The following is a 20,593-nucleotide window of genomic DNA, read 5'->3' as shown; positions in this document are numbered from 1 at the left end:
TGTTATAATAAGTTCGCTACCAAAATATAAAAAAGCGGGCCATCGCAGCTTCTACAAACTGCCCAAAAGACTATGGACCGTTACGATGTAACCAGTAATTACCAAATTCAATGCATGTAGTTTTCCGCTATATTTGTTTATAATTTAATAGAAACCCAGTTTTTTAGGCCAAAATTTTTTCCGGTTGGCTACATCGACAAATATGAATCTATCCGCTTTTCTGATCGAAGTTCAGCGTAACAAAACTCTCTACTATATCAAAAATGCATTGAGGCAGATGGTGCCGGATGCAGTGCTGGCCAGGCAATTTGAAAACCGTCTGGCGGCGTTGAGTAAGTTTTCCGGGGAGCAAATATGGGAGCGGGTAAATTACTACAATAGTCTGGAGACAGTTACAAAGCCTGATCCTTCGGCTATTATGCTCAGTAAGATCCGGGAAATTAAGGCACCTAGTGCTTACATTTTCGATAGCATGGAGTATACCCGCTATTTTCCGGACTATTTGAAGGCCTTGTTTCGTTTCGGCGATATTGTAGATGTTGCTGAAACGCCTGCCATCCAGAAATCAAGGCCTGTTTCGGGCGATAAGCGGAATGCCGTTTTGTTAAACCTGGATAAAAAGAGGCATTTTCTTTTTATCCAGGACCCATTCCGCTTTGAGAATAAAAAGGAAATGCTCATTGGCCGCGGTGCTGTTACCCAGCCGCACCGGATCGCGTTTATGAACAGATATTTTGGTCATCCGGCGCTCAACCTGGGGCAGGTCAATAGGCAGGGCGGTAACCCGGCGTGGATCGTACCTAAAATGTCGATTTACGAGCATTTGAAATACAAATTTATCCTCAGCCTGGAAGGTAACGACGTAGCGACAAATCTGAAATGGATTATGTCATCTAATTCTGTCGCGGTGATGGCAAGACCCAAATATGAAACCTGGTTCATGGAAGGCAGCCTGGTGCCCAATTACCATTATATTCAGATCCAGGACGACTATTCCGATTTGCTGCAAGTACTTGATTATTATATAGCCCATCCAAAAGAAACGCAGCAAATTGCAGAGAATGCAAACCGTTATGTGCAGCAGTTTTCGAATCAGCAAAAGGAAGATTTGATATCGCTGTTGGTGCTCGAAAAGTATTTTTATTACACTTCGCAAATTAGCACAATCCGTGTTTGAAAGGTAAGTATTCGGCTGTCCGCCCGGGGTTTTTACATAGTTAATATGAGGATCAGTTACAGAATCATTTTCCGGCGATTCGGAAGAGCTCTGAGAATTTATTTCCGTAGTGGGGCGCCTGATTTTTCTTACAATCCTTGAGACAAGTGATAGGATTTGAGGGAGAAATAATGATCAAGTATTGTTGAGCAATCAGTAGTGCATTACTTGACAATGCGTGCTGTTCGTTTATTGCCATCATTAAGGCTTTGCCGTCGATTTCCCGGAAGATGTTCACAGGCGGTTGCTTACTTTGAAAAGGGATGAAGGCAAAAAAGGCCCGTGGTTATTGCCACGGGCCTTTTTTGCTTCTATATTAAACTACATTAATGCGCAGCAGAACCCGATACAGTATCCGGCCTGGCGGGTCTGTTCCCTTTTTTACCGCCAGCTAGTTTTTCAATTGCCACAAATAACACCGGCACCACGAAAATCGCCAGCGAGGTAGCAGCGATCATGCCGCCGAATACGGTCCAGCCAATGGTTTTTCGTGATTCAGCAGCTGCGCCGCTGGCAAAGGCCAGTGGAAGTACGCCAAGAATGAATGCGAGCGAGGTCATGATGATAGGCCGCAGACGCAGTTGAACCGCTTCCAGGGTCGCTTTCACCAGTTCCATCCCGTTGTCGACCCGTTCTTTGGCAAATTCGACAATCAGGATCGCGTTCTTGGCCGCAAGACCGATCAATGTGATCAAACCAATCTGCGCGTAAATGTTGTTGGACAAATTCGGCAGGAAAGTCAGCGTTAGGATCGATCCGAATGCGCCGATAGGTACGGCAAAAAGGACCGAGAACGGGATCGACCAGCTTTCGTAAAGGGCGGCCAAGAACAGGAACACGAATACGATAGAGATCGCGAAAATGGTCGTAGTACTGTCGCCCGCTTTGATCTCCTCACTACTCATACCCGAAAACTCGTAGCTGTAACCCGCAGGTAGCTTGGCGGCTTCTTCACGTAGTGCGGTGATGGCCTGCCCACTACTGAATCCCGGTTTGGGCGTACCGTTGATCTCCACCGAACGGTAAATATTGTAGTGGGAAATCAATGCAGGGTTTTCTACGACGCGTGAGGTAACCAATGCGCTCAACGGCACCATATTGCCTGCCCTGTTGCGAACGTAGAACTTCTGAATTTTATCCAGCGACGAGCGGAAACTGCTGTCGGCCTGCACCATTACACGGAAGTTACGGCCGTAAAGGTTGAAGTCGTTAATGTAAGTACTACCCAAAAGTGTTGATAGTGAATTAAACACATCATTCACCTGAACGCCGAGCTTTTTGGTTTTATCACGATCCACATCGATCTGATAGCTTGGCGTGCGCGCATTAAAGAAGGTATAAGCCATCGCAATTTCGGGACGCTTGTTTACCCTGCCCAGAAATTCACGGGCGACGCCTTCAAACTGCTGGATATTGTCGGTACTGGTAGACTGCTGTAATTGGAAAGTGAAACCCGAGGTCGCACCCAGACCCGGGATCGCCGGAGGGGCAATCGCCAGAACACGCGCTTCCTTAATGTCTGCCGTCCGTTTCTGGATTTCCTTGATCACCGCCTGCACGTGGTGCTCGGCACCTTTGCGGTCGGCCCATGGATGCAAGCTCACGAACATGGTTCCGACGTTGGATTTGTTCGAGAAGCTGATCACGTTCAAGCCAGCCAGACCACCGACTACTTTCACTTCCGGGATCGCAGAAACCCGCGCCATAATGTCTTTGATCATCGCCACGTTTCGTGTTGTGGAGGTGGCTTCCTGCATTTCGTAGGTTACAAAAAGACGCCCCTCATCTTCGACGGGAATAAAGCCGGAAGGTTTGTTTTGAAAGAGGAAGAACAATCCCACAAAAAGGCAGACCATCATCACCAGCACCAGCGGCGTAGCTTTGATCCATTTGGAAACACCCCTTGTGTAGGAGCGCGCAACTTTGTCGAACCAGCGGTTGAAACGGTCAAAGAATTTTTCCAGCAAATTCTTTTTGTCACCTTCACCTTTGGAAGGCCGCAGCATGATCGAGCACAATGCAGGTGTTAATGAAAGTGCCACAAATGCCGAAAGAAGTACGGAAACCGCGATCGTGATCGCAAACTGCTGATAGAGACGGCCCACAATACCGGGTACAAATCCTACCGGAACAAATACCGCTGCCAAAATTAATGCAATCGCGATTACCGGGCCGGAAATGTCTTTCATAGCCTGCTCGGTAGCGGCCCGGGGCGACATTTTCTTCTCATCGATATAATGCTGCACCGCTTCCACGACCACAATCGCATCATCGACCACAATACCGATCGCCAGTACGAATGCAAAGAGGGTCAGCGTGTTGATGGTAAACCCGAAAGGAATAAAGAAAATGAAGGTACCGATCAATGAAACAGGAATCGCAAGGATCGGGATCAAAGTAGCGCGCCAGTTTTGCAGGAAAAGAAACACTACCAGTACCACCAGGATCATCGCCTCGCCAAATGTGTGAAGCACTTCCTCAATAGACACTTTCACGACTGAGGCAGTTTCTACCGGGATCACATAATCAATGTCCTTCGGAAAGGTCTTTTTCATCTCCGTCAGCGCTTTCATCACACCTTCGTAAGTATCGAGTGCGTTCGCGTCGGGGGCCTGGTAAATCAGTACAAACGCCGCAGGCTTGCCGCTCACGAATGCATTCACCCCATAGTCAAACTTACCCAGCTCTACTCGCGCCACATCGCGCAGGTACACCACGCTACCCTCTTCGGGAGCCGATCTTACAATAATATTTTCAAACTGGTCCTTTGTATTCAGGCGGCTGTTTGTGAGAACACTGTATTCGAATGCCTGTACACCGGGCTGAGGGGTTCCGCCGACCGTGCCGGCCGCGATCTGCAAGTTTTGCTCGGCCAGTGCCGCCGAAATGTCCGAAGGCGTCATTCTCAGCGTCGCCAGTTTTTCCGGGTTCAGCCAGATGCGCATACCGAAGTCATCCGCGCGGGAGACGATATCACCCACACCTTTCACGCGTTGAAGGGCATCTTTGAGGTAAATGTTAGCAAAGTTACCGATAAACTGTGCATCGTGGGTGCCGTTGGGCGAGTACAATGCCAACGCGATCATAATACTCGGCTGGCGTTTACGTACGGTCAATCCGAGTCGCTTTACCGCATCTGGCAGCGTAGGTTCGGCCACGCTCACACGGTTCTGCACATCGAGCGCAGCAATGTTCACGTCCGTGCCGACGTCAAATGTGACGTTAATACTGCTTTGCCCGCTGCTGGTAGAGTTACTGGACATGTAGGTCATGCCCGGCACACCGTTGATCTGCGTTTCAATAGGTGTCGTCGTCGTCTGCTCGACCGTTTGCGCATCGGCGCCCGTGAAGTTGCCGCTTACCGTTACGGTAGGAGGGGTAACGTCGGGATATTGTGCGATCGGCAAGGTGGTCAGGGCAATGAGCCCCACCAAGACCAGCACAACCGAGGATACTATCGCTGTGACCGGCCTTTTTATAAAAATATCTGCAATCATTTCGTACTTGTTTTTGAAGTAATAAAAGGAACCGGCTGATTATTGCTTCTTAGGGGGGCCAGCTTGTGCCGGTGCGCCTTCCTGGATAACTGCTCCTTCACGAAGGTTCTGAACACCTTCCACAGCAATTTTCTCGCCCTCTTTCAGCCCTTCCTTAATAATGATATTTGCGCCGATCGCTGTTCCGAGCGTCACTTTGCGCTGGGTAACCTTGCTGCTGTCGCCGGCTACGTATACAAAGAATTCGCCCAGTTGCTCGGTAACTGCTTTGTAAGGGATCAGCAGCGATTTAGCGTTGGCATTGTTCAAGATCATGACAGTACCACTCATACCTGCTCTGAGCTGATTGTCTTTGTTTGGGAAAACCAGACGGGTTTTAATGCTACCTGTTTGAGGGTCCACGGCCCGGTCGATCAATGCGATCTTTCCATGAACAGGGTAAACCTCATTGCCGAACTTCATCGAAAATGTCGAGTCGCTTGCCTTCTGGGATTTCATCAGCGAAGTGAAACGGTAAATTTCCTTCTGGTCCACATTGAAATCCACAGCCAGCTGGTTGTCGGTCGATACCGTGTTCAGGATGGTCTGGCCTGCCGAAACCGGGCCGCCGACTTTCACCTGTGAAATACCGATGATCCCGTCGAATGGCGCTGTCACTTTCGTGTAACGAACGCTGGTTTGCGACGCTTTAATGCTGGCCTTAGCCGCGTCTACCTGACGTTTAGCTACTTCCAGTGCCGCGTCGGCATTGTCGACGAGTTGTTTTGCCACCGCATCGTTCTTTTCCAGCTCATGGTAACGGTCGGCGTCCTTCTGTGCGCGGGCCATATTGGCTTCCTGCACGTTCAGGTTGGCAACTGCCTGATCATAGTTTGCATCGTAAAGCTGCGCGTCGATCGTGTAAAGCAATTGTCCTTTGCGCACGCGCGCACCGTCTTTGAAATGGATGCCAGTTATAAAGCCGGTTACCTGCGGGCGCAGCTCGATTTCGTTCAAAGGGACCACTGTGCCGGGATACTCGTCATAGTAGGATGCCTCTGCGGTTTTCACTTCTGTCAAAGTCACCTGAACGGCCGGAGGCGCGGTTGGCTGCTGTTGCTGATCTTTTTTGCCGCAGGAATAGATGGTCAATGCAAGCAAAGCAGCGGGGTAATATTTCATTTTATTTAAAAACATATCATCAAAATATTTTCGATTGAAGCAATATTTATGTGGCCGAAAAAAGGCCCTTTATTGAATGTTGATCTGTCCGAGCGATCTCTGAACATCGATTTTGCTGGCAAGCACCTGGTACAATGCATTGTAATAGTTGATACGTGCCAGACGAAGGTCTGTTTCCGAGGTGACTACTTCCAGGTAAGTTTTGATACCCGATTTATATTGAAGCTGTAACACATCATACACCTCACGCGCCAGCTCAACATTTTCTTTCTGCGCCAGCAGGTTGGTCAGGTTACCTTTATAGTTGGCCAGAGCAGCTGCGTATTCGGAGTTTACATTGTTTTGCAGGCCCTTGATGTCCCAATCCAGCCTTTTGATCGCCCATTCTGCCTGGCGGGTATCGGCTTTCCTTTTTCCGCCCTGATAAATGGGCAGCGAGAGCGTCAGCAAGCCGAAAGAGTTCGGATAGTTTTTACCATACAGGTCGGTAAACTGGTTGTTTTGAAAGTTGAGGTTGTAAGCTCCATTCAGGGACACATTGGGAAGATAACTCCATTTGTTGTATAGCAGATTGGCTTCTGCCAGCTTTTTCTGGGTCGCCAGGATCTGGAATTCGATACGGCTATTCAAATCGACGTTCTGCAAGGTGTCCAGACCAATCTCGCGCTCCATTTGCAAGGTATCATAGCTGATTTCCAACCCCCTTGTTAGCGGATATCCCATCAGCGTTTTGAGATATTCCAGCTTTGCCTTTAATACCTCCTCGTTGCTCTTCTTGTTGGCACGGGTGTTGTTGAGCGAAATGGTAGCCCTTTTAAAATCGATCTTGTCGGTAATGCCGGATTTGTATTGGTTCTCGGCATCTCTAAGACTGCGTTCAAGGCGTACGATGTCTTCGGCGGCAACCTTGATTTGCTGGGTCGTTGCAAGCACGTCGTAAAATGCCTTGGAAACATTCACAGCCAGGTCTGTTTTGTTGTTAACGGTGTTCTGACTTGCTGCAAATAGTACATCGCCCCGGGTACGTTTGGCCAGCAACACATCGCGGTTGAAAATCTGTTGCGAAAGCGTAAACTGTGCTGCCGATACATTGCTAACCCCAAGTTTGACCGGGTTACCGGCAATAATGCTCGTCTGGACAATAAAGTTATGCTGCAAATTGTAGTTAAAGCCGATCTGCGGATACCAGTCGGCCAGCTTGGCGCGGACTTGGTTGGCTGTGATCTGCTCGTCGATCAGCGATTGCTGGATCGCAGGCTGGTTTTTGATGGCGTAGGAAACCACATCCTGTAATGTGGCCTGCTCCAAAACCGGCGCTTCCCGGCTTGTTTCCTGAATGCCCTGCGCAAGGGCCGTACTGAGTAAATTCAATAAGAGGAATGCCGAGCTAAGCGCCAAACGCGTCGTTTTTTGTGGCTTAGACCAATAATTCATGTAGGTGATAATTAGAATTTGGATAGAGATAATGTGTTAGCCTGGTGATAAACAGGTTTAATAATTAGAAAAAAACAAAGATCAGCGTCAACTATCCGTTGGCAGGAACAGGATTTTGACCCAGATAAAGAAAGGATTGAGTGGCATAAGCATAGCCAGTGGGTTTAAGAGAGTTTTTGTAAACAATCGGTGACATGATCCTTCTGCGTATAAGCTACCCGGTTGTCCGATTGTACTTGTTAAGGATTAAAATGCGGGAATAGTTTCCTATATATTTGAAAAAAATGGGTAGCGCACCATACTTTCTTCAAAATATTTTATTTTTAAAAAGAATTGTGCTTTACTGGACTTTTCCAAGGCGGAATCTATGTGTAGGAATTACGCATTAGTGCTATTCGGCGATCGGATCTTGCTGCGGCCAGATCTTCTCGATAAGTCCTGCAAACAGGATTACAAGGGCGCAACCAATCAGGTTTAGCCACAGAAAGGCAGTCAGCTCGATGACATAGCTTGCGATGACGAAAATTTCCCCAATAATGCTTCCCCAGAAAACAGCCCGGCTGCCAATGCGTTTGAAATAGAACGCCACCAGGAAAATCCCAAGAATGGTGCCGTAAAACAGCGAGCCTAAAATGTTTACCGCTTCAATCATACTGCCGAGCCGTGATGCATATTGGGCTACGGCGATGCAGAAAATGCCCCAGAAAACCGTTGCCCAGCGTGAGGCTGCCACATAGTTACGGTCGTCTTCATCCTTTCGGACTATTCGTTTATAAATGTCGATGATTGTGCAGGATGCCAGTGAGTTGTAGGCCGCCGCCACCGAGCCCATCGAAGCGAGCAGGATTACGGCGATGAGCAATCCCACCATGCCCACAGGCAGATAATCGATCACAAAACGGAGGAAAATATAGTTCACGTCATTGGTGTCCCCGCCATTGGCTTTCGAAAGTACGGCAGCTGCTTCTTTGCGGACGTCTTTAACTTTACCTTCCAAGTCAGCGAGAACGATCCGCGAAGCGGCAATGGCCTGCTGGTCGTCTTTGCGGATAGCTTCGGTGAGCGCCATTACCTGAGGGCGTTTGACGGACTGTATTGCCTGGTGTTTCTTTTCCAGAGCCTCGTATTCTGCCGCATACTGACTTGTTTTGACATGATCGACGGCCGTCTGATTAAAAAACAGCGGCGGCGTCTTGAACTGGTAGAAAGCAAATACCAGCACACCCACGAGCAGGATCAGAAACTGCATCGGAATTTTCAAAAGGCCGTTCATGGCCAGTCCTAATTTGCTTTGTCCTTGCGAGCTGCCGGTCAGGAAACGTCCAACCTGCGACTGATCGGTGCCAAAATAGGAGAGTTGCAAAAAGAAACCACCAATAAGGCCCGACCATACATTATAACGGTTGTTGAGATCGAATGTAAAGTCGATCAGGTTCACCTTACCCATTTTTCCGGCCACGTTTAATGCATCGGTAAACGAGACCTGCTCAGGCAGGAATTTTACTACCATCACGCCCGCCACCACCATACCGACCGTAATGATGCCCATTTGCTGCAAATGCGTATGGGAAACCGCACGCGAGCCGCCCAGGGCGGTATACAATATTACAATCCCGCCGGAAATGATATTGGTCCAGGTAATATCCCAGCCCAAAATGGCCGATAGGATCAGTGAAGGGGCGTAAATGGAAAGCCCGGTGGACAAGCCTCGTTGCAGCAAGAACAAAAATGCTGTCAGCGCGCGCGTGCGCAGATCGAAGCGGCCTTCGAGAAATTCGTAGGCGGTGAATATTTTCAGTTTGCCGAATTTGGGGACAAACGTCATGCAAAGTACCACCATGGCCAGCGGCAATCCGAAGTAGAACTGCACAAAGCGCATACCGTCTGTATAGGCTTGTCCGGGCGCGGAAAGGAAGGTAATGGCGCTGGCTTGGGTGGCCATTAGCGAGAGCGTCACATGGTACCAGGGCATGGATTGTCCTGCCAGCAGGAACGAATCCATGGTATGTTTCTCGCGGCTGCGGTAAATACCATATATAACCACGAAAAGAAGGGTAAGCGAAAGAACGATCCAGTCGAGTGTGCTCATTGAAAACGGGTCATAAATAAATAGAAGAGGACAATTTGCAATGCGAGCATGCCGATCAGAAGAATGTAAAGCTGTTTCCAGCTACTAACAAACGGAGGCAGCCCGTCGCGGTCCTGCGAGCTATTTTCTTTTATGATCATGGATCTACTTGAAAGGTTTAGTATTAAAACAGGGCGGGTATTGTACCACAAGCAAAAGTAGAACGGTTTTAATTTACTTTTAGCATGTAAAAATGTTAACGAAGCGTTAACGGTAGCCATATGGGTAACGGTCTCAGACAGGACAGAACAGGCTAGTTGCCTAGTTAATAATTATTTATTTTCCCGCAATATTACAATCTCTGACCAAAACTATCTGCCTGTGAAAAATTACCTGGCTTTCCTTCCACTTTTTCTTTCTATGATTGCCACGCTCGCAGCCGCGCAAGGTCTTCCTCCGATTTTCGACAATAGCTATGAGGCGCAGAAGGACTCGCGGGTCAGACAGTATTTGTCTCCTAAACGCATTGTATGGATGTCCGACCGTGGTGGGAGTAGTGTGGTGGATGCTGCTAATCTGCTCCGGCCGGGAATAGGGCAGGCGGATTTGGTTCACAAAAATTTCGCTAAACTGATCAGCAAAGAAGGCCAGACGCCGGGTATACTCTTTGACTTTGGCAGGGAAATACAAGGTGGCATTCAGATTGTAACCGACCAGCCTGCGGACCAGAGGCCGATCCGTATCCGCATCCGTTTGGGCGAGTCGGTCAGTGAGGCTATGTCGGAGATCGATACCATTCAAGGCGCGACCAATGATCATGCCATGCGCGATTTTACGATTCAGGCGCCCTGGCTGGGGGTAATGCAGGTGGGTAATTCCGGATTCCGTTTTGCCCGCATTGATCTGGTGGATGCAGACCGCGAGCTGCAATTGAAGGAATTGCGCGCCATTTTCGAATACCGCGACATTCCTTATCTGGGTTCATTTAAAAGCAGTGACGAGCGCTTGAACAAGATCTGGGACACTGGCGCCTATACCGTGCATTTGAATATGCAGGAATATCTCTGGGACGGCATCAAGCGCGACCGCCTGGTTTGGGTGGGAGATATGCATCCTGAGGTGATGACCATTAACAGTGTTTTTGGTCAAAATGAAGTCGTGGCAAAAAGCCTTGACCATGCCCGCGATATTACCCCGCTACCCGGCTGGATGAACGGCATCAGCGCATACTCGATGTGGTGGGTGCTAATTCATAGGGATTTGTATAAAAATCAGGGCGATCTCGAATATCTCCGTAAACAGCAGAAGTACCTGGTTGGATTGCTGGATCAGCTCTTGGAAAGAACTAAGGATAACAAAGAGGCCCTTGATGGCACGCGCTTTCTGGACTGGCCGTCGAGCGAGAACCCGCAAGGTATTCACGCTGGCCTGCAAGCGATGATGATCATGACATTCGAAGCTGGGGCAGAGCTCTGCCAGATCCTGGACGAGCCCGCCCAGGCCACGCGTTGCAGAGCGATGGCTACCCAAATGAAAATGTACGTGCCCGAGGCCAATGGATCCAAACAGGCCGTAGCACTCATGGCATTGGCCGGGCTAATACCTGCCGAAAAAGCGAACGCTGAGGTGATAGGTGTCGGCGAATGTGAGCGGTTTTCGACATTTTACGGCTATTATATGTTGCAGGCCAAAGCAAAGGCAAAAGACTACACCGGCGCGCTGAACTGCATCCGAAACTACTGGGGAGGTATGCTCGATATGGGCGCGACCACATTCTGGGAAGATTTTGATCTGGCTTGGACTGCCAATGCCGCTCCGATCGACGAGCTCGTGCCTGACGGTAAAGACGATATTCATGGCGATTTTGGCGCTTACTGCTATAAAAAGCTGCGCCACAGTCTTTGCCATGGCTGGGCATCCGGGCCGACCTCTTGGCTTTCCGAGCATGTGCTGGGCGTCAGCATCGTAGAGCCGGGTTGTAAAGTGATCCGCATTCAGCCCAATCTTGGGGATCTGCAATGGGTGGAAGGAACCTATCCGACCCCACTTGGAGTGGTCAAAATCAGACATGAAAAGCAGGCTAACGGCTCTGTCAAATCAACCATCGATGCGCCCAAGGGCGTCAAAGTTTTGCGCTAAGGTTTAAAATCGTGATTTTTATGAAAACTATGATGCTGCCGGTTATGCTGGCATTGGGCACTGTTTTGGCGCATGCAAAAGGGCTCACGCCCACGTATCTGCGATGCGAATATAAAGAGTCGCCCGTGACTGATGCCCCCCGTCCGCGTCTAAGCTGGGAGCTGACCGCTAATGAAAACAACCAGATTCAAACAGCCTATCAGGTGCTGGTGGCAACTTCTGTCGAAAAGCTGACCGAAAACGCTGCCGATCTATGGGACTCGGGAAAAGTGGCGGGCCGGGCCACCGCGCAGGTGGAATATAGTGGCAAGACGCTGGGATCACGCAGTATCTGCTACTGGAAAGTGCGTAGCTGGGACAAAAACGGTGTGGCGGGAGCGTGGAGCAAGTCCTCTCTATGGGAGATGGGTTTGCTGGCCAAATCCGAATGGAAAGGGGAGTGGGTGGGTTTGGACCTGGATCACCTCGGCAAGGGAAAGGTGTATCATTTGCCTCCGGCCCCGTATTTGCGCAAGGAAGTAACGGTTCGCAACGGCCTGAAAAAGGCCCGGCTCTATGTCACTGCATTGGGGCTTTATGAATTTAGCATCAATGGAAAGAAAACGGGGGATGCATTTCTGACCCCTGGCTGGACGGATTATGACAAGCGGGTCTATTATCAGACTTATGATGTGACTGCGCATTTAAAAGTAGGTAGCAACGCCCTTGCCTCACAGCTTTCTTACGGATGGTATGCGGGTTATCTGGGTTATTCGCTGCTGGTTCAAAATCCGGTGGTGCGGGCCTTCTTACGGTAAGGTTCCGGTTTTGAAAGCGCAGCTGGAAGTCGAGTATGCCGATGGTAAAAAGGAAACATTTGTGACTGATCAGAGCTGGAAAGCCAGTCAGGGGGCGCTGCTCGAATCGGATCTGCTCAATGGCGAGACCTACGATGCGCGTTTGGAGCAGAAGGGCTGGGATGGGCCAGGCTTTAATGACGGCAAATGGCAGAGTGCGCAAGTTTTCCAAGACAAAGCTGAAAGAAAGATACAAGTTTATCCCGGACCGCCAGTTAAGATAACCCAGACTTTACAGGTTGCCGATTTTAAGTCGAGAGGGGAGCATACCTATATTTTTAATATGGGCCAAAATTTTGCGGGTATTGTGCGGCTGCATGTCAAGGGGCAGGCGGGTGACACGATCCGGCTGCGGTTTGGGGAAAAGCTGCATCCTGATGGTCGGCTGATGACTGAGAACCTGAGAATGGCGCGCGCGAGCGATACCTATATATTAAAGGGCGAGCCGGCCGGAGACCTGGGAACCCAAGTTTACATTTCATGGATTTCAATATGTCGAAGTAACAGGTCTGAAAAGCGCTCCCACGCAAGAGATCCTGACCGGCGTGGCTATCGGATCGGACACGCCCAAAGTGGGCAGCTTTGAAACCGATAATGCGATCGTCAATCAGCTTTACAGCAATATCGACTGGACCCAGCGAGCCAACTATGTAGACATTCCCACCGATTGCCCGCAGCGCGATGAGCGCATTGGCTGGACGGGTGATGCGCAGGTGTATGTCAAATCGGCGACATTCAACCGCGACGTCGCTTCGTTTTTTACCAAATGGGTCGTTGATCTTAATGATGGCCAGTATGAGAGTGGCGCATATCCGCTCTATGCTCCGCGCCCCAATCTGCGCAAAACGGACACTTTCTCACCGGGCTGGATGGAGGCAGGGATCATTTGCCCTTACCAGATTTACCGAACTTACGGCGACACGAGAATGATACGTGAAGGCTGGTCCGATATGGTGCAGTTCATGGATTTTCTTGATAGCCGAAGCAAGGGCACATACCTTTTCAAAGAAAACGCATTTGCCGATATCGATCCCAAAGGTGGCTTTGGTGACTGGCTCTCGTTTGGCAAGAAAACCCCGCCGGATATGCTCGCCTCCTTTTACTACGCCTACTGCGCGGATCTGATGGCCGAAATGGCTGGTGCGATCGGAAATACAAAGGAGCAGGAGCGATTTATCCAGACAGGTAAGAAGGTTAGAGAAGCCATCCGCAAGCATTATGTGGACCCGCAGGGCCGTTTTAAATGCGATGCCGCAGCCTACGGAAACGGCGCAGGATATGTGGACGGCTCGCTGGGCTTTACCGGTCACACGCAAACTGCCTACGCTAACGCGATTTATATGTCAATTATTGATCCCGAAGACCGCAAAAAGGCAGGCGAGAATCTGGCGGCGCTACTCAGAGAAAATGGCGACAAGCTAGGCACGGGCTTTCTGGGTGCAAAGCCGCTGCTACCCGCGCTTTCAGCCACGGGCCATTCGGATCTTGCCTATAAGCTTTTTCTGAGCAAAGAATCTCCCTCCTGGGGTTTTGAAGTTGAAAACGGCTCGACTACTATTTGGGAGCGTTGGGATAGTTACACCAAAGAAGACGGTTTCAAATACAATGCAGCCATGAACTCGTTCAGCCATTACGCATTCGGAGCGGTTTGCGAATGGATGTTTGGCAATGCGGCGGGAATTGTGATGACTAAACCTGGATTTGAGACATTTGATATCAGGCCGGAGATCGCGCCTGATGGGATGGGGAATGATGGGATTAGTCATTTGAAGGCTTCTACACGGACTATTAATGGCATTATCGTTTCTGAATGGGACAAAACAGACGATGGACTGGACATAAGAGTTTCAGTACCTGTAAACACGTTTTCGCGTGTCCACATACCGGCATCGAATGACGCCGACGTGTTAGTAAATAATACATTATTATCTTCTTCGAAATTAGTTTTGTCGGCCGAAAAAAAGGATGGCCACGTCATTGTCGAGATAGGTTCAGGAGTATACGAATTTATTGTAAAACGTTGAAATAGAGGGATTTATATACTACATTAGGTATGTGAATCCTCACTCAACGTTTATCGTACTTATTAATGAAACCTCTCGAGAAAAGCTCGCATGCTTTCCCCTATGCTTTATCTAAAATAATTAAAGTCGCCGCCTGGTCAGTTACAATTTCCGCGACCACTCCGGCCTTTGCACAAGACACCGATACGACCGTTAGTCATACCAATGGCTGGGTTGAAATCGCCGCATATGGATCAACGTCCTCCCGAACGCCATTCTGGCTTCATGCAAACCAGTGGGGTATTGTCCCGACAACGGGACAAGTGGGAAGTTTGCGCACAGGAGTCGTTGGCCGGCAGCCGCTTTCAAAAGAAACAAAATCCAAACCTAGCTGGACGTATGTTTTTGGGCTGGAAGTGGCAGGCAACGCAAGTAAGCACAGTAGATTTTTACTCCCACAGGCATATGCCGGGGTGACATTCAAGGGTATTCAACTTACCGTCGGCCGATTTAAGCAGTACGTCGGCATTAATGATCATGAACTGGGGGCGGGCGCTTATGCTTGGTCAGGGAATGCGCTTCCAATCCCAAAAATCCAGATCGGATTTGAAAACTACACGCCGCTGTTCAAAAGTTTCCTTTACTTCAAGGGGTTTTATTCCGACGGCTACTTCGAGAAGGGCAGGCCGGTAACCAGCGATTTGAAATTACATAACAAGGCGCTTTACCTACGTTTGGGCAGGCCGAATGGAAAGGTGAAATTGCATGGAGGTTTCAACCATGCGGTTCAATGGGGCGGGAAATCAGCCTATTTTACAGAAAATGGCCAAATGCCAGCCGGGCTCAGCAGTTATTGGTATGTAGTTACAGGCTTTAAACCGAACAGGAAAACCAACCTGCCATACTTCGATCGCACTAACCGGATCGGCAATCATGTGGCAAGCCTGGATGCTGGTTTGGAGATTGATCTGGAAGATGTAAACATTTTGATTTATCGGCAAAACCTTGTGGAAGACGGCTCATTGTTCTATCTGAACAATATCAAGGATGGTTTAAATGGTGTGACCTTCAAATTTAAAAAAGCCCAGCGATGCCGATTTCTCTATTAACAAACTGACATTCGAGTTGCTATATACAAAGAGCCAGGGAGGAAGCGAGATAATCGATGGAAATCAAATTCGGGGAAAGGATGACTACTTTAACAATGGCCAGGTACGAGATGGATGGTCTTACTACGGAAGGGGTATTGATACACCATTTATCACTGCCACCTCAGAAAACAACTGGCCGAGATATGCTGATTTTTTTACCAACAATAATCGCGTCTGGGTTGCCCATGTAGGAATGAAAGGAAGCTTGGAAGGCATTGTCTGGACAACCAAGCTCTCTTTTTCAAGTAATCAGGGAACGTATGATCAACCATTGCCCGTCAAAGTATACCAATTTTCTGGTCTGCTCACTGCAACGAAGCAGACTAGCTTACTGGGCGGCTCTACGCTGCAAGCGGCCTTATCAGTTGATCAAGGAAAGCTCTTCGACAATGCGGCCGGTTTGATGCTTTCGATAAAAAAGGATTTAAGTTTCTAGGACGCCTCTGCCAGCAGCCTGTCCACGCAAGTGGCAAGACTGTCGCGCCAGTAAGGGATGGAGATATTAAATGTGTTTTTAATCTTTGATTTATCCATCACCGAATAAGACGGACGAACTGCGCGGGTCACATATTCCGATGTTTTAACTGGATTCAGTTTTACAGTGGTTTTGCTGAGGTCGAAAATGGCCTTGGCGAAATCATACCAAGATGTGACGCCCTCGTTGCTGTAGTGATAAATGCCGTATGACTCGTTTCCGGATTCGATGATATCTAAAATGGCATTAGCCAAATCAATCGCATAAGTAGGCGAGCCTACCTGGTCCACAATCACGCCCAGCTGCTCGCGCTCACGGCCAAGTCGCAACATTGTTTTGACAAAATTATTTCCAAACTCAGAGTACAGCCAGCTCGTACGGAGTGTGAAATGTTCCGGCAATATCTCGGCGATTGCTGCTTCTCCTTCGAGTTTGGTCAACCCGTAAATATTTTCAGGTGCAGCGGTGTCGTTTTCTGAAAGCAGTTTCGGAATATCTCCTTTAAAAACAAAATCGGTAGAGATGTGGACCAGCGTCGCTTGATGCTTTTTGCAGATTTCGGCTATGTAAGCTGCGCCATCACGATTCACCTTCCGGCAGATATCTACATCGTCCTCCGCTTTGTCCACCGCAGTGTAAGCTGCGCAGTTGACTACATACTGAGGCTTTTGCTCCGCGAACAGTTTGTCGAGAAGGTCTTTGTCGAGGATATTGGCTTGTGCTTCGGAAGGAAATAAAATGTCGGTGAGACTACGTTCCGCTGAGACTTTTTTGAGGCAGCTCCCTAACTGCCCTGATGCACCTAAAACAACTATTTTCATTGAATATTTTTTGAAATGCTAGGGCCGCAAAGTTTAAAAATGCCCTGAGCGGGTGGATGTTATTTGTCGTTATTATTTGGAGACGGCGTTAAAAGGCAAATGGCGCCAATAGCGCCATTTGAACTGCATTAATTTTTGGATACTAAAGTACTAATTATTGCCCACGTCCAAGCACCATCACTTGTACGGTTCTGAAAATGAGCTGAACATCATCAAAAACACTATATGATTTAAGGTATTGAAGATCGTATTTCAAACGTTCCACGTTCTTAGCCACCGTGTCGGCATAACCCACATTGATCTGACCGATCGATGTAATACCTGGCTTCACGGTTAGCAGGCGCTGGAAGTCGTGTGGGGCTGCTTCCATTAGCATGTCTACGTCATACTTATACAATGGACGTGGCCCTACTACAGACATTTCCCCTTTAAGAACATTGATAAACTGTGGAAGCTCGTCCAGACGTGATTTGCGTAAAATTCTTCCGATCGGGGTAATGCGAGGATCGTCATCACCTTTGGAATGCTGCAAACCCATTTTATCGGCATCTACACGCATGCTCCGAAACTTGTAGATGTAAAACAGCTCACCCCAACGGCCTGAACGTTGTTGTTTGAAGAACACTGGACCAGGCGACGTAATTTTTATCGCCGCCCAAACAAGAAAGAATATCGGTGCACCTAAAATCATTACAATAACAGAGAACACGAGGTCAAACGCACGTTTCAAGGTTTGTTCGTTAAAACTTGAAAATGGCTTGGTATTTACCTGAATGATCGGGTACATGTCATGATACTCGATGCTAGCCATATTAGTCACAAAACCGCGGAAATCCGGAACAAGACGGATTTGCGTCCGGTGGCGTTCACCCATTTTAATTACCTCTCGAACCTGTTCGTCCGTCATTTCGGAAAGGCAGCAGTACAAATAGTCAAGTTGCTTGCCTTTTACCAATGATTCTATTTCATTAATACCATTTGGGTCGCCATGAGAATGTAGCATTCCATAGTATCGGTAACCAAGCTCCTTGCGGTCATTATAGAACTCTCTAATAAGCTGAGCCAATTCTCCTCTTCCTACAATCGCATAGCGATTGTAGTTATAGCCAGCCTGGCGGTACATTTTCAGAAAAATCACCGCCGCTCCTCTGCTGAGGCTTGATGTAAGAATAAAGAATCCATACGTCATCAAAAACTGATACCTCGAGTAATCTTCACCCTGCTTTGTTAAGTATAAAAAAGCGGTCATCAAAGCACCATGTACTGTTACTGCTTTCAAAAACGCAGCTAGCTGTGTATTGAAGTGATAAGAAAGTCGTGTAAATAAATAGGTCTTAAAGATATGGATCGTAAATATCCAAACGAGGTTTGCTACTAAAAGCAAATTGACGTACTCATTTTCCAGGAAGCCAGCCACGTTATCGAAGCGGATAAGATAGGCTACCAAAAAGGAAAGGTTGAGAAGAGCGACATCCAACCACAAATGTACCTTGGGCAGGATGCCTGGATAGTGATTTTTCATGAATACTTGACGTTGAGTAAAATGCTTTCGTATAAATATAAACGCTAGCATGGGCTTATCGGGCTATTCTTAGAGATGTTTTCAGAAAATTTTCAGATCTCGACCCCGGTGGCTCGCACAATAGACGAATGCATTAATGCGAAACAAGTTTAAGACTTTTCTTTGTTAATTCAAAATACCACGATGTGCCTTTTGTTCTAATTGGCAAATAATCACTAGTTTATATTCAAAAATTCATAGAGTTACGTTGGAAGTCCTCACTATTATCCTATTTCGAAGTAATTGGGCGCAGGCTAAGATAGTAATCTGAGGAGATATTTGCCGTAACCACTTTTTATGAGTGGTGTAGCGATTTCACTAAGCTCGTCGGCGCTTATGTAACCCATTCTATACGCGACTTCTTCAATGCAACCGATTTTTAATCCTTGCCTGTCTTCTATGACCTGCACAAATTGACCAGCCTGCATAAGGGATTCAAATGTCCCTGTATCTAGCCAAGCGGTTCCGCGATCCAATACGCCCACCTTTAAATTTCCCGATTCAAGATAAATTTTATTGACGTCAGTTATCTCATACTCGCCTCGTGGAGAAGGTCTTATACTTTTGGCTATTTGAACAACTCGATTGTCATAAAAGTAAAGTCCTGGAACGGCATAATTTGACTTGGGGCTTACTGGTTTTTCTTCAATCGAGATGGCATTGAAATCAGGATCGAATTCAACGACTCCATACCGCTCGGGATCATGAACCTGGTATGCGAATATCACCCCACCCTCTGGATTATTATTGGCCTGTAAAAGTTTCGACAAGCCTGATCCGTAAAAAATGTTATCACCTAAGATCAGCGCTACTTTATCGTTTCCAATAAATTCCTCCCCGATGATAAAAGCTTGTGCCAGTCCATCGGGCGTAGGCTGAACGGCATAGCTGAATTTGCACCCGATCCGGCTACCGTCGCCGAGAAGTTTCTGGAAATGAGGTAGATCGTGCGGGGTAGAAATGATGAGTATTTCACTAATTCCGGCCAGCATCAGGATAGAAAGTGGGTAATAAATCATCGGTTTGTCATAGACTGGCATCAACTGCTTGCTTACCGCGAGCGTCAGAGGATGCAACCGGGTACCTGAGCCGCCGGCAAGAATTATTCCTTTCATAATATGTTATCGTATGGTTAGTAATGCAGAGAGGGGGTTATCTGCCTTCGTACATTTCTTCGTAATAATGCTGGTATGCTCCGGACGTGACATTGTCAAGCCAGCTTTCATTGGCGAGATACCAGTCTACCGTTTTTTCCAGCCCTTCCGCGAATTGCAGCGAGGGAAGCCAGCCCAGTTCATTTTTCAATTTCGTTGCATCAATGGCATATCGAAGATCATGGCCAGCGCGGTCGGTGACGTATTGAATCAGTTGTTCGGAGCTTCCAGGTGACCTTCCCAGCTTTTCGTCCATCGTTTTGCAAAGCAGTTTAACGAGGTCGATGTTTGTCCACTCATTATGCCCACCAATATTGTACGTCTCACCATTTTGTCCGTGGTGGAAAATAGTGTCGATCGCACGTGCATGATCTTCCACAAATAGCCAGTCCCTAATGTTTTCACCCTTACCATATACAGGCAGAGGCTTGTTGTTCAAAATGTTATGAATCATTAGTGGAATCAGCTTTTCCGGGAAGTGATTCGGGCCGTAGTTATTCGAGCAGTTCGAAATCAGCACAGGCATTTTGTACGTGTTGTGGTAAGCACGCACAAAGTGATCTGACGACGCTTTAGAGGCGCTGTACGGCGACCGAGGGTCATACTTCGTATTTTCCAGGAAGAACTCGGAGGGGTCGTGCAGTTCGCCGTAAACCTCGTCCGTAGATACATGGTAAAACAAATGGCTGGCCAAATCATCCTTCCAGACTTTTTTCGCCGCGTTAAGCAGATTTACCGTTCCTACAACATTGGTCATGACAAAAGACAAAGGATCGGAAATGGAGCGATCGACATGCGACTCAGCGGCAAGGTGAATCACCCCATCGAAAGTATGCTCAACGAACAACTGGTCCAAAAAGGCGGCATCAACGATATCACCCTTCACAAAATGATAGTTAGGTGAATCCTCGATGTCGCGCAGATTTTCCAGGTTACCCGCGTAGGTCAATGCATCGAGGTTATAGATCTGATAGGTTGGGTAAGTAGTGACAAAACGGCGCACTACATGTGAGCCGATAAATCCGGCACCGCCCGTGATTAGTATTTTCTTCATTGTTAATTAAATTGTTGAGAATG

At 48.1% G+C, this 20,593-nt stretch carries 15 protein-coding genes and 1 pseudogene; 7 read left to right on the top strand and 9 right to left on the bottom strand.

All coding sequences use genetic code 11. The features are described 5' to 3' along the window. Positions 1 to 202 precede the first annotated feature (202 nt). The gene (locus LZD49_RS32000; protein ID WP_234672289.1) at positions 203 to 1,177 is read left to right on the top strand and encodes a glycosyl transferase family 90; all 975 of its coding nucleotides are present in this window, start codon (positions 203 to 205) and stop codon (positions 1,175 to 1,177) included. Positions 1,178 to 1,542: 365 nt separating this feature from the next. Here LZD49_RS32000 and LZD49_RS31995 read toward each other — a convergent pair whose 3' ends face one another. The 5 genes from LZD49_RS31995 to LZD49_RS31975 all read right to left on the bottom strand — a co-directional run bounded on the left by LZD49_RS31995 (position 1,543) and on the right by LZD49_RS31975 (position 9,537). Beyond that, a complete protein-coding gene (locus LZD49_RS31995; RefSeq protein ID WP_234672286.1) occupies positions 1,543 to 4,713 on the bottom strand; it encodes an efflux RND transporter permease subunit in 3,171 nt (1,056 codons plus the stop codon). Between the two features lie 39 nt (positions 4,714 to 4,752). Continuing rightward, on the bottom strand, positions 4,753 to 5,889 hold the full coding sequence (locus tag LZD49_RS31990; protein ID WP_234672284.1) for an efflux RND transporter periplasmic adaptor subunit: 1,137 nt from the start codon (positions 5,887 to 5,889) through the stop codon (positions 4,753 to 4,755). A gap of 54 nt (positions 5,890 to 5,943) precedes the next feature. Further along, the gene (locus LZD49_RS31985) at positions 5,944 to 7,308 is read right to left on the bottom strand and encodes a TolC family protein (RefSeq protein WP_234672282.1); all 1,365 of its coding nucleotides are present in this window, start codon (positions 7,306 to 7,308) and stop codon (positions 5,944 to 5,946) included. Positions 7,309 to 7,699: 391 nt separating this feature from the next. Beyond that, a complete protein-coding gene (locus tag LZD49_RS31980) occupies positions 7,700 to 9,397 on the bottom strand; it encodes a sodium:solute symporter (protein ID WP_234672281.1) in 1,698 nt (565 codons plus the stop codon). Then, positions 9,394 to 9,537: a hypothetical protein gene (locus LZD49_RS31975; protein ID WP_234672279.1), complete on the bottom strand. Its 144-nt coding sequence runs from the start codon at positions 9,535 to 9,537 to the stop codon at positions 9,394 to 9,396. Before LZD49_RS31975 ends, LZD49_RS31980 begins: the two co-directional genes overlap by 4 nt. A gap of 220 nt (positions 9,538 to 9,757) precedes the next feature. On the opposite strand from LZD49_RS31975, the gene LZD49_RS31970 reads away from it, so the two are divergent. From LZD49_RS31970 to LZD49_RS31950, 6 genes and pseudogenes are all read left to right on the top strand, one after another. After that, the gene (locus tag LZD49_RS31970; protein WP_234672277.1) at positions 9,758 to 11,515 is read left to right on the top strand and encodes an alpha-L-rhamnosidase C-terminal domain-containing protein; all 1,758 of its coding nucleotides are present in this window, start codon (positions 9,758 to 9,760) and stop codon (positions 11,513 to 11,515) included. Between the two features lie 20 nt (positions 11,516 to 11,535). Then, on the top strand, positions 11,536 to 12,312 hold the full coding sequence (locus tag LZD49_RS35655) for an alpha-L-rhamnosidase N-terminal domain-containing protein (protein WP_255721376.1): 777 nt from the start codon (positions 11,536 to 11,538) through the stop codon (positions 12,310 to 12,312). Next, positions 12,248 to 12,736, top strand: a pseudogene (locus LZD49_RS35650) (family 78 glycoside hydrolase catalytic domain); the annotation flags it as partial. The gene LZD49_RS35655 and the pseudogene LZD49_RS35650, both read left to right, overlap by 65 nt. A 160-nt stretch (positions 12,737 to 12,896) precedes the next feature. Further along, positions 12,897 to 14,375 (top strand): alpha-L-rhamnosidase C-terminal domain-containing protein, encoded by a 1,479-nt coding sequence (locus LZD49_RS31960; protein ID WP_234672332.1) that lies wholly within the window; start codon positions 12,897 to 12,899, stop codon positions 14,373 to 14,375. Between the two features lie 65 nt (positions 14,376 to 14,440). Beyond that, positions 14,441 to 15,463: a capsule assembly Wzi family protein gene (locus tag LZD49_RS31955; protein ID WP_234672275.1), complete on the top strand. Its 1,023-nt coding sequence runs from the start codon at positions 14,441 to 14,443 to the stop codon at positions 15,461 to 15,463. Positions 15,464 to 15,479: 16 nt separating this feature from the next. Beyond that, entirely contained in the window at positions 15,480 to 15,941 is a 462-nt protein-coding gene (locus tag LZD49_RS31950) for a capsule assembly Wzi family protein (protein WP_234672273.1), read from the top strand. Here the strand turns inward: LZD49_RS31950 and rfbD are convergent. The 4 genes from rfbD to rfbB form a co-directional block, all read right to left on the bottom strand. Beyond that, positions 15,938 to 16,801, bottom strand: coding sequence for a dTDP-4-dehydrorhamnose reductase (gene rfbD / locus LZD49_RS31945; protein ID WP_234672271.1), 864 nt, complete (start codon positions 16,799 to 16,801; stop codon positions 15,938 to 15,940). The two genes, LZD49_RS31950 and rfbD, sit on opposite strands and share 4 nt — an antisense overlap. Before the next feature lie 154 nt (positions 16,802 to 16,955). Continuing rightward, positions 16,956 to 18,323, bottom strand: coding sequence for a sugar transferase (locus tag LZD49_RS31940; RefSeq protein WP_234672269.1), 1,368 nt, complete (start codon positions 18,321 to 18,323; stop codon positions 16,956 to 16,958). Positions 18,324 to 18,616: 293 nt separating this feature from the next. Further along, positions 18,617 to 19,477: a glucose-1-phosphate thymidylyltransferase RfbA gene (gene rfbA / locus LZD49_RS31935; RefSeq protein ID WP_234672267.1), complete on the bottom strand. Its 861-nt coding sequence runs from the start codon at positions 19,475 to 19,477 to the stop codon at positions 18,617 to 18,619. 37 nt (positions 19,478 to 19,514) lie between these two features. Then, positions 19,515 to 20,570: a dTDP-glucose 4,6-dehydratase gene (rfbB, locus tag LZD49_RS31930; protein ID WP_234672265.1), complete on the bottom strand. Its 1,056-nt coding sequence runs from the start codon at positions 20,568 to 20,570 to the stop codon at positions 19,515 to 19,517. Between the last annotated feature and the right edge of the window lie 23 nt (positions 20,571 to 20,593).

Origin of the sequence: Dyadobacter sp. CY261 (assembly GCF_021440085.1) — a bacterium.
Taxonomy (GTDB): domain Bacteria; phylum Bacteroidota; class Bacteroidia; order Cytophagales; family Spirosomataceae; genus Dyadobacter.
The sequence above is the reverse complement of the archived record's forward strand: the minus strand, read 5'-3'. Positions and strand labels throughout refer to the sequence as shown.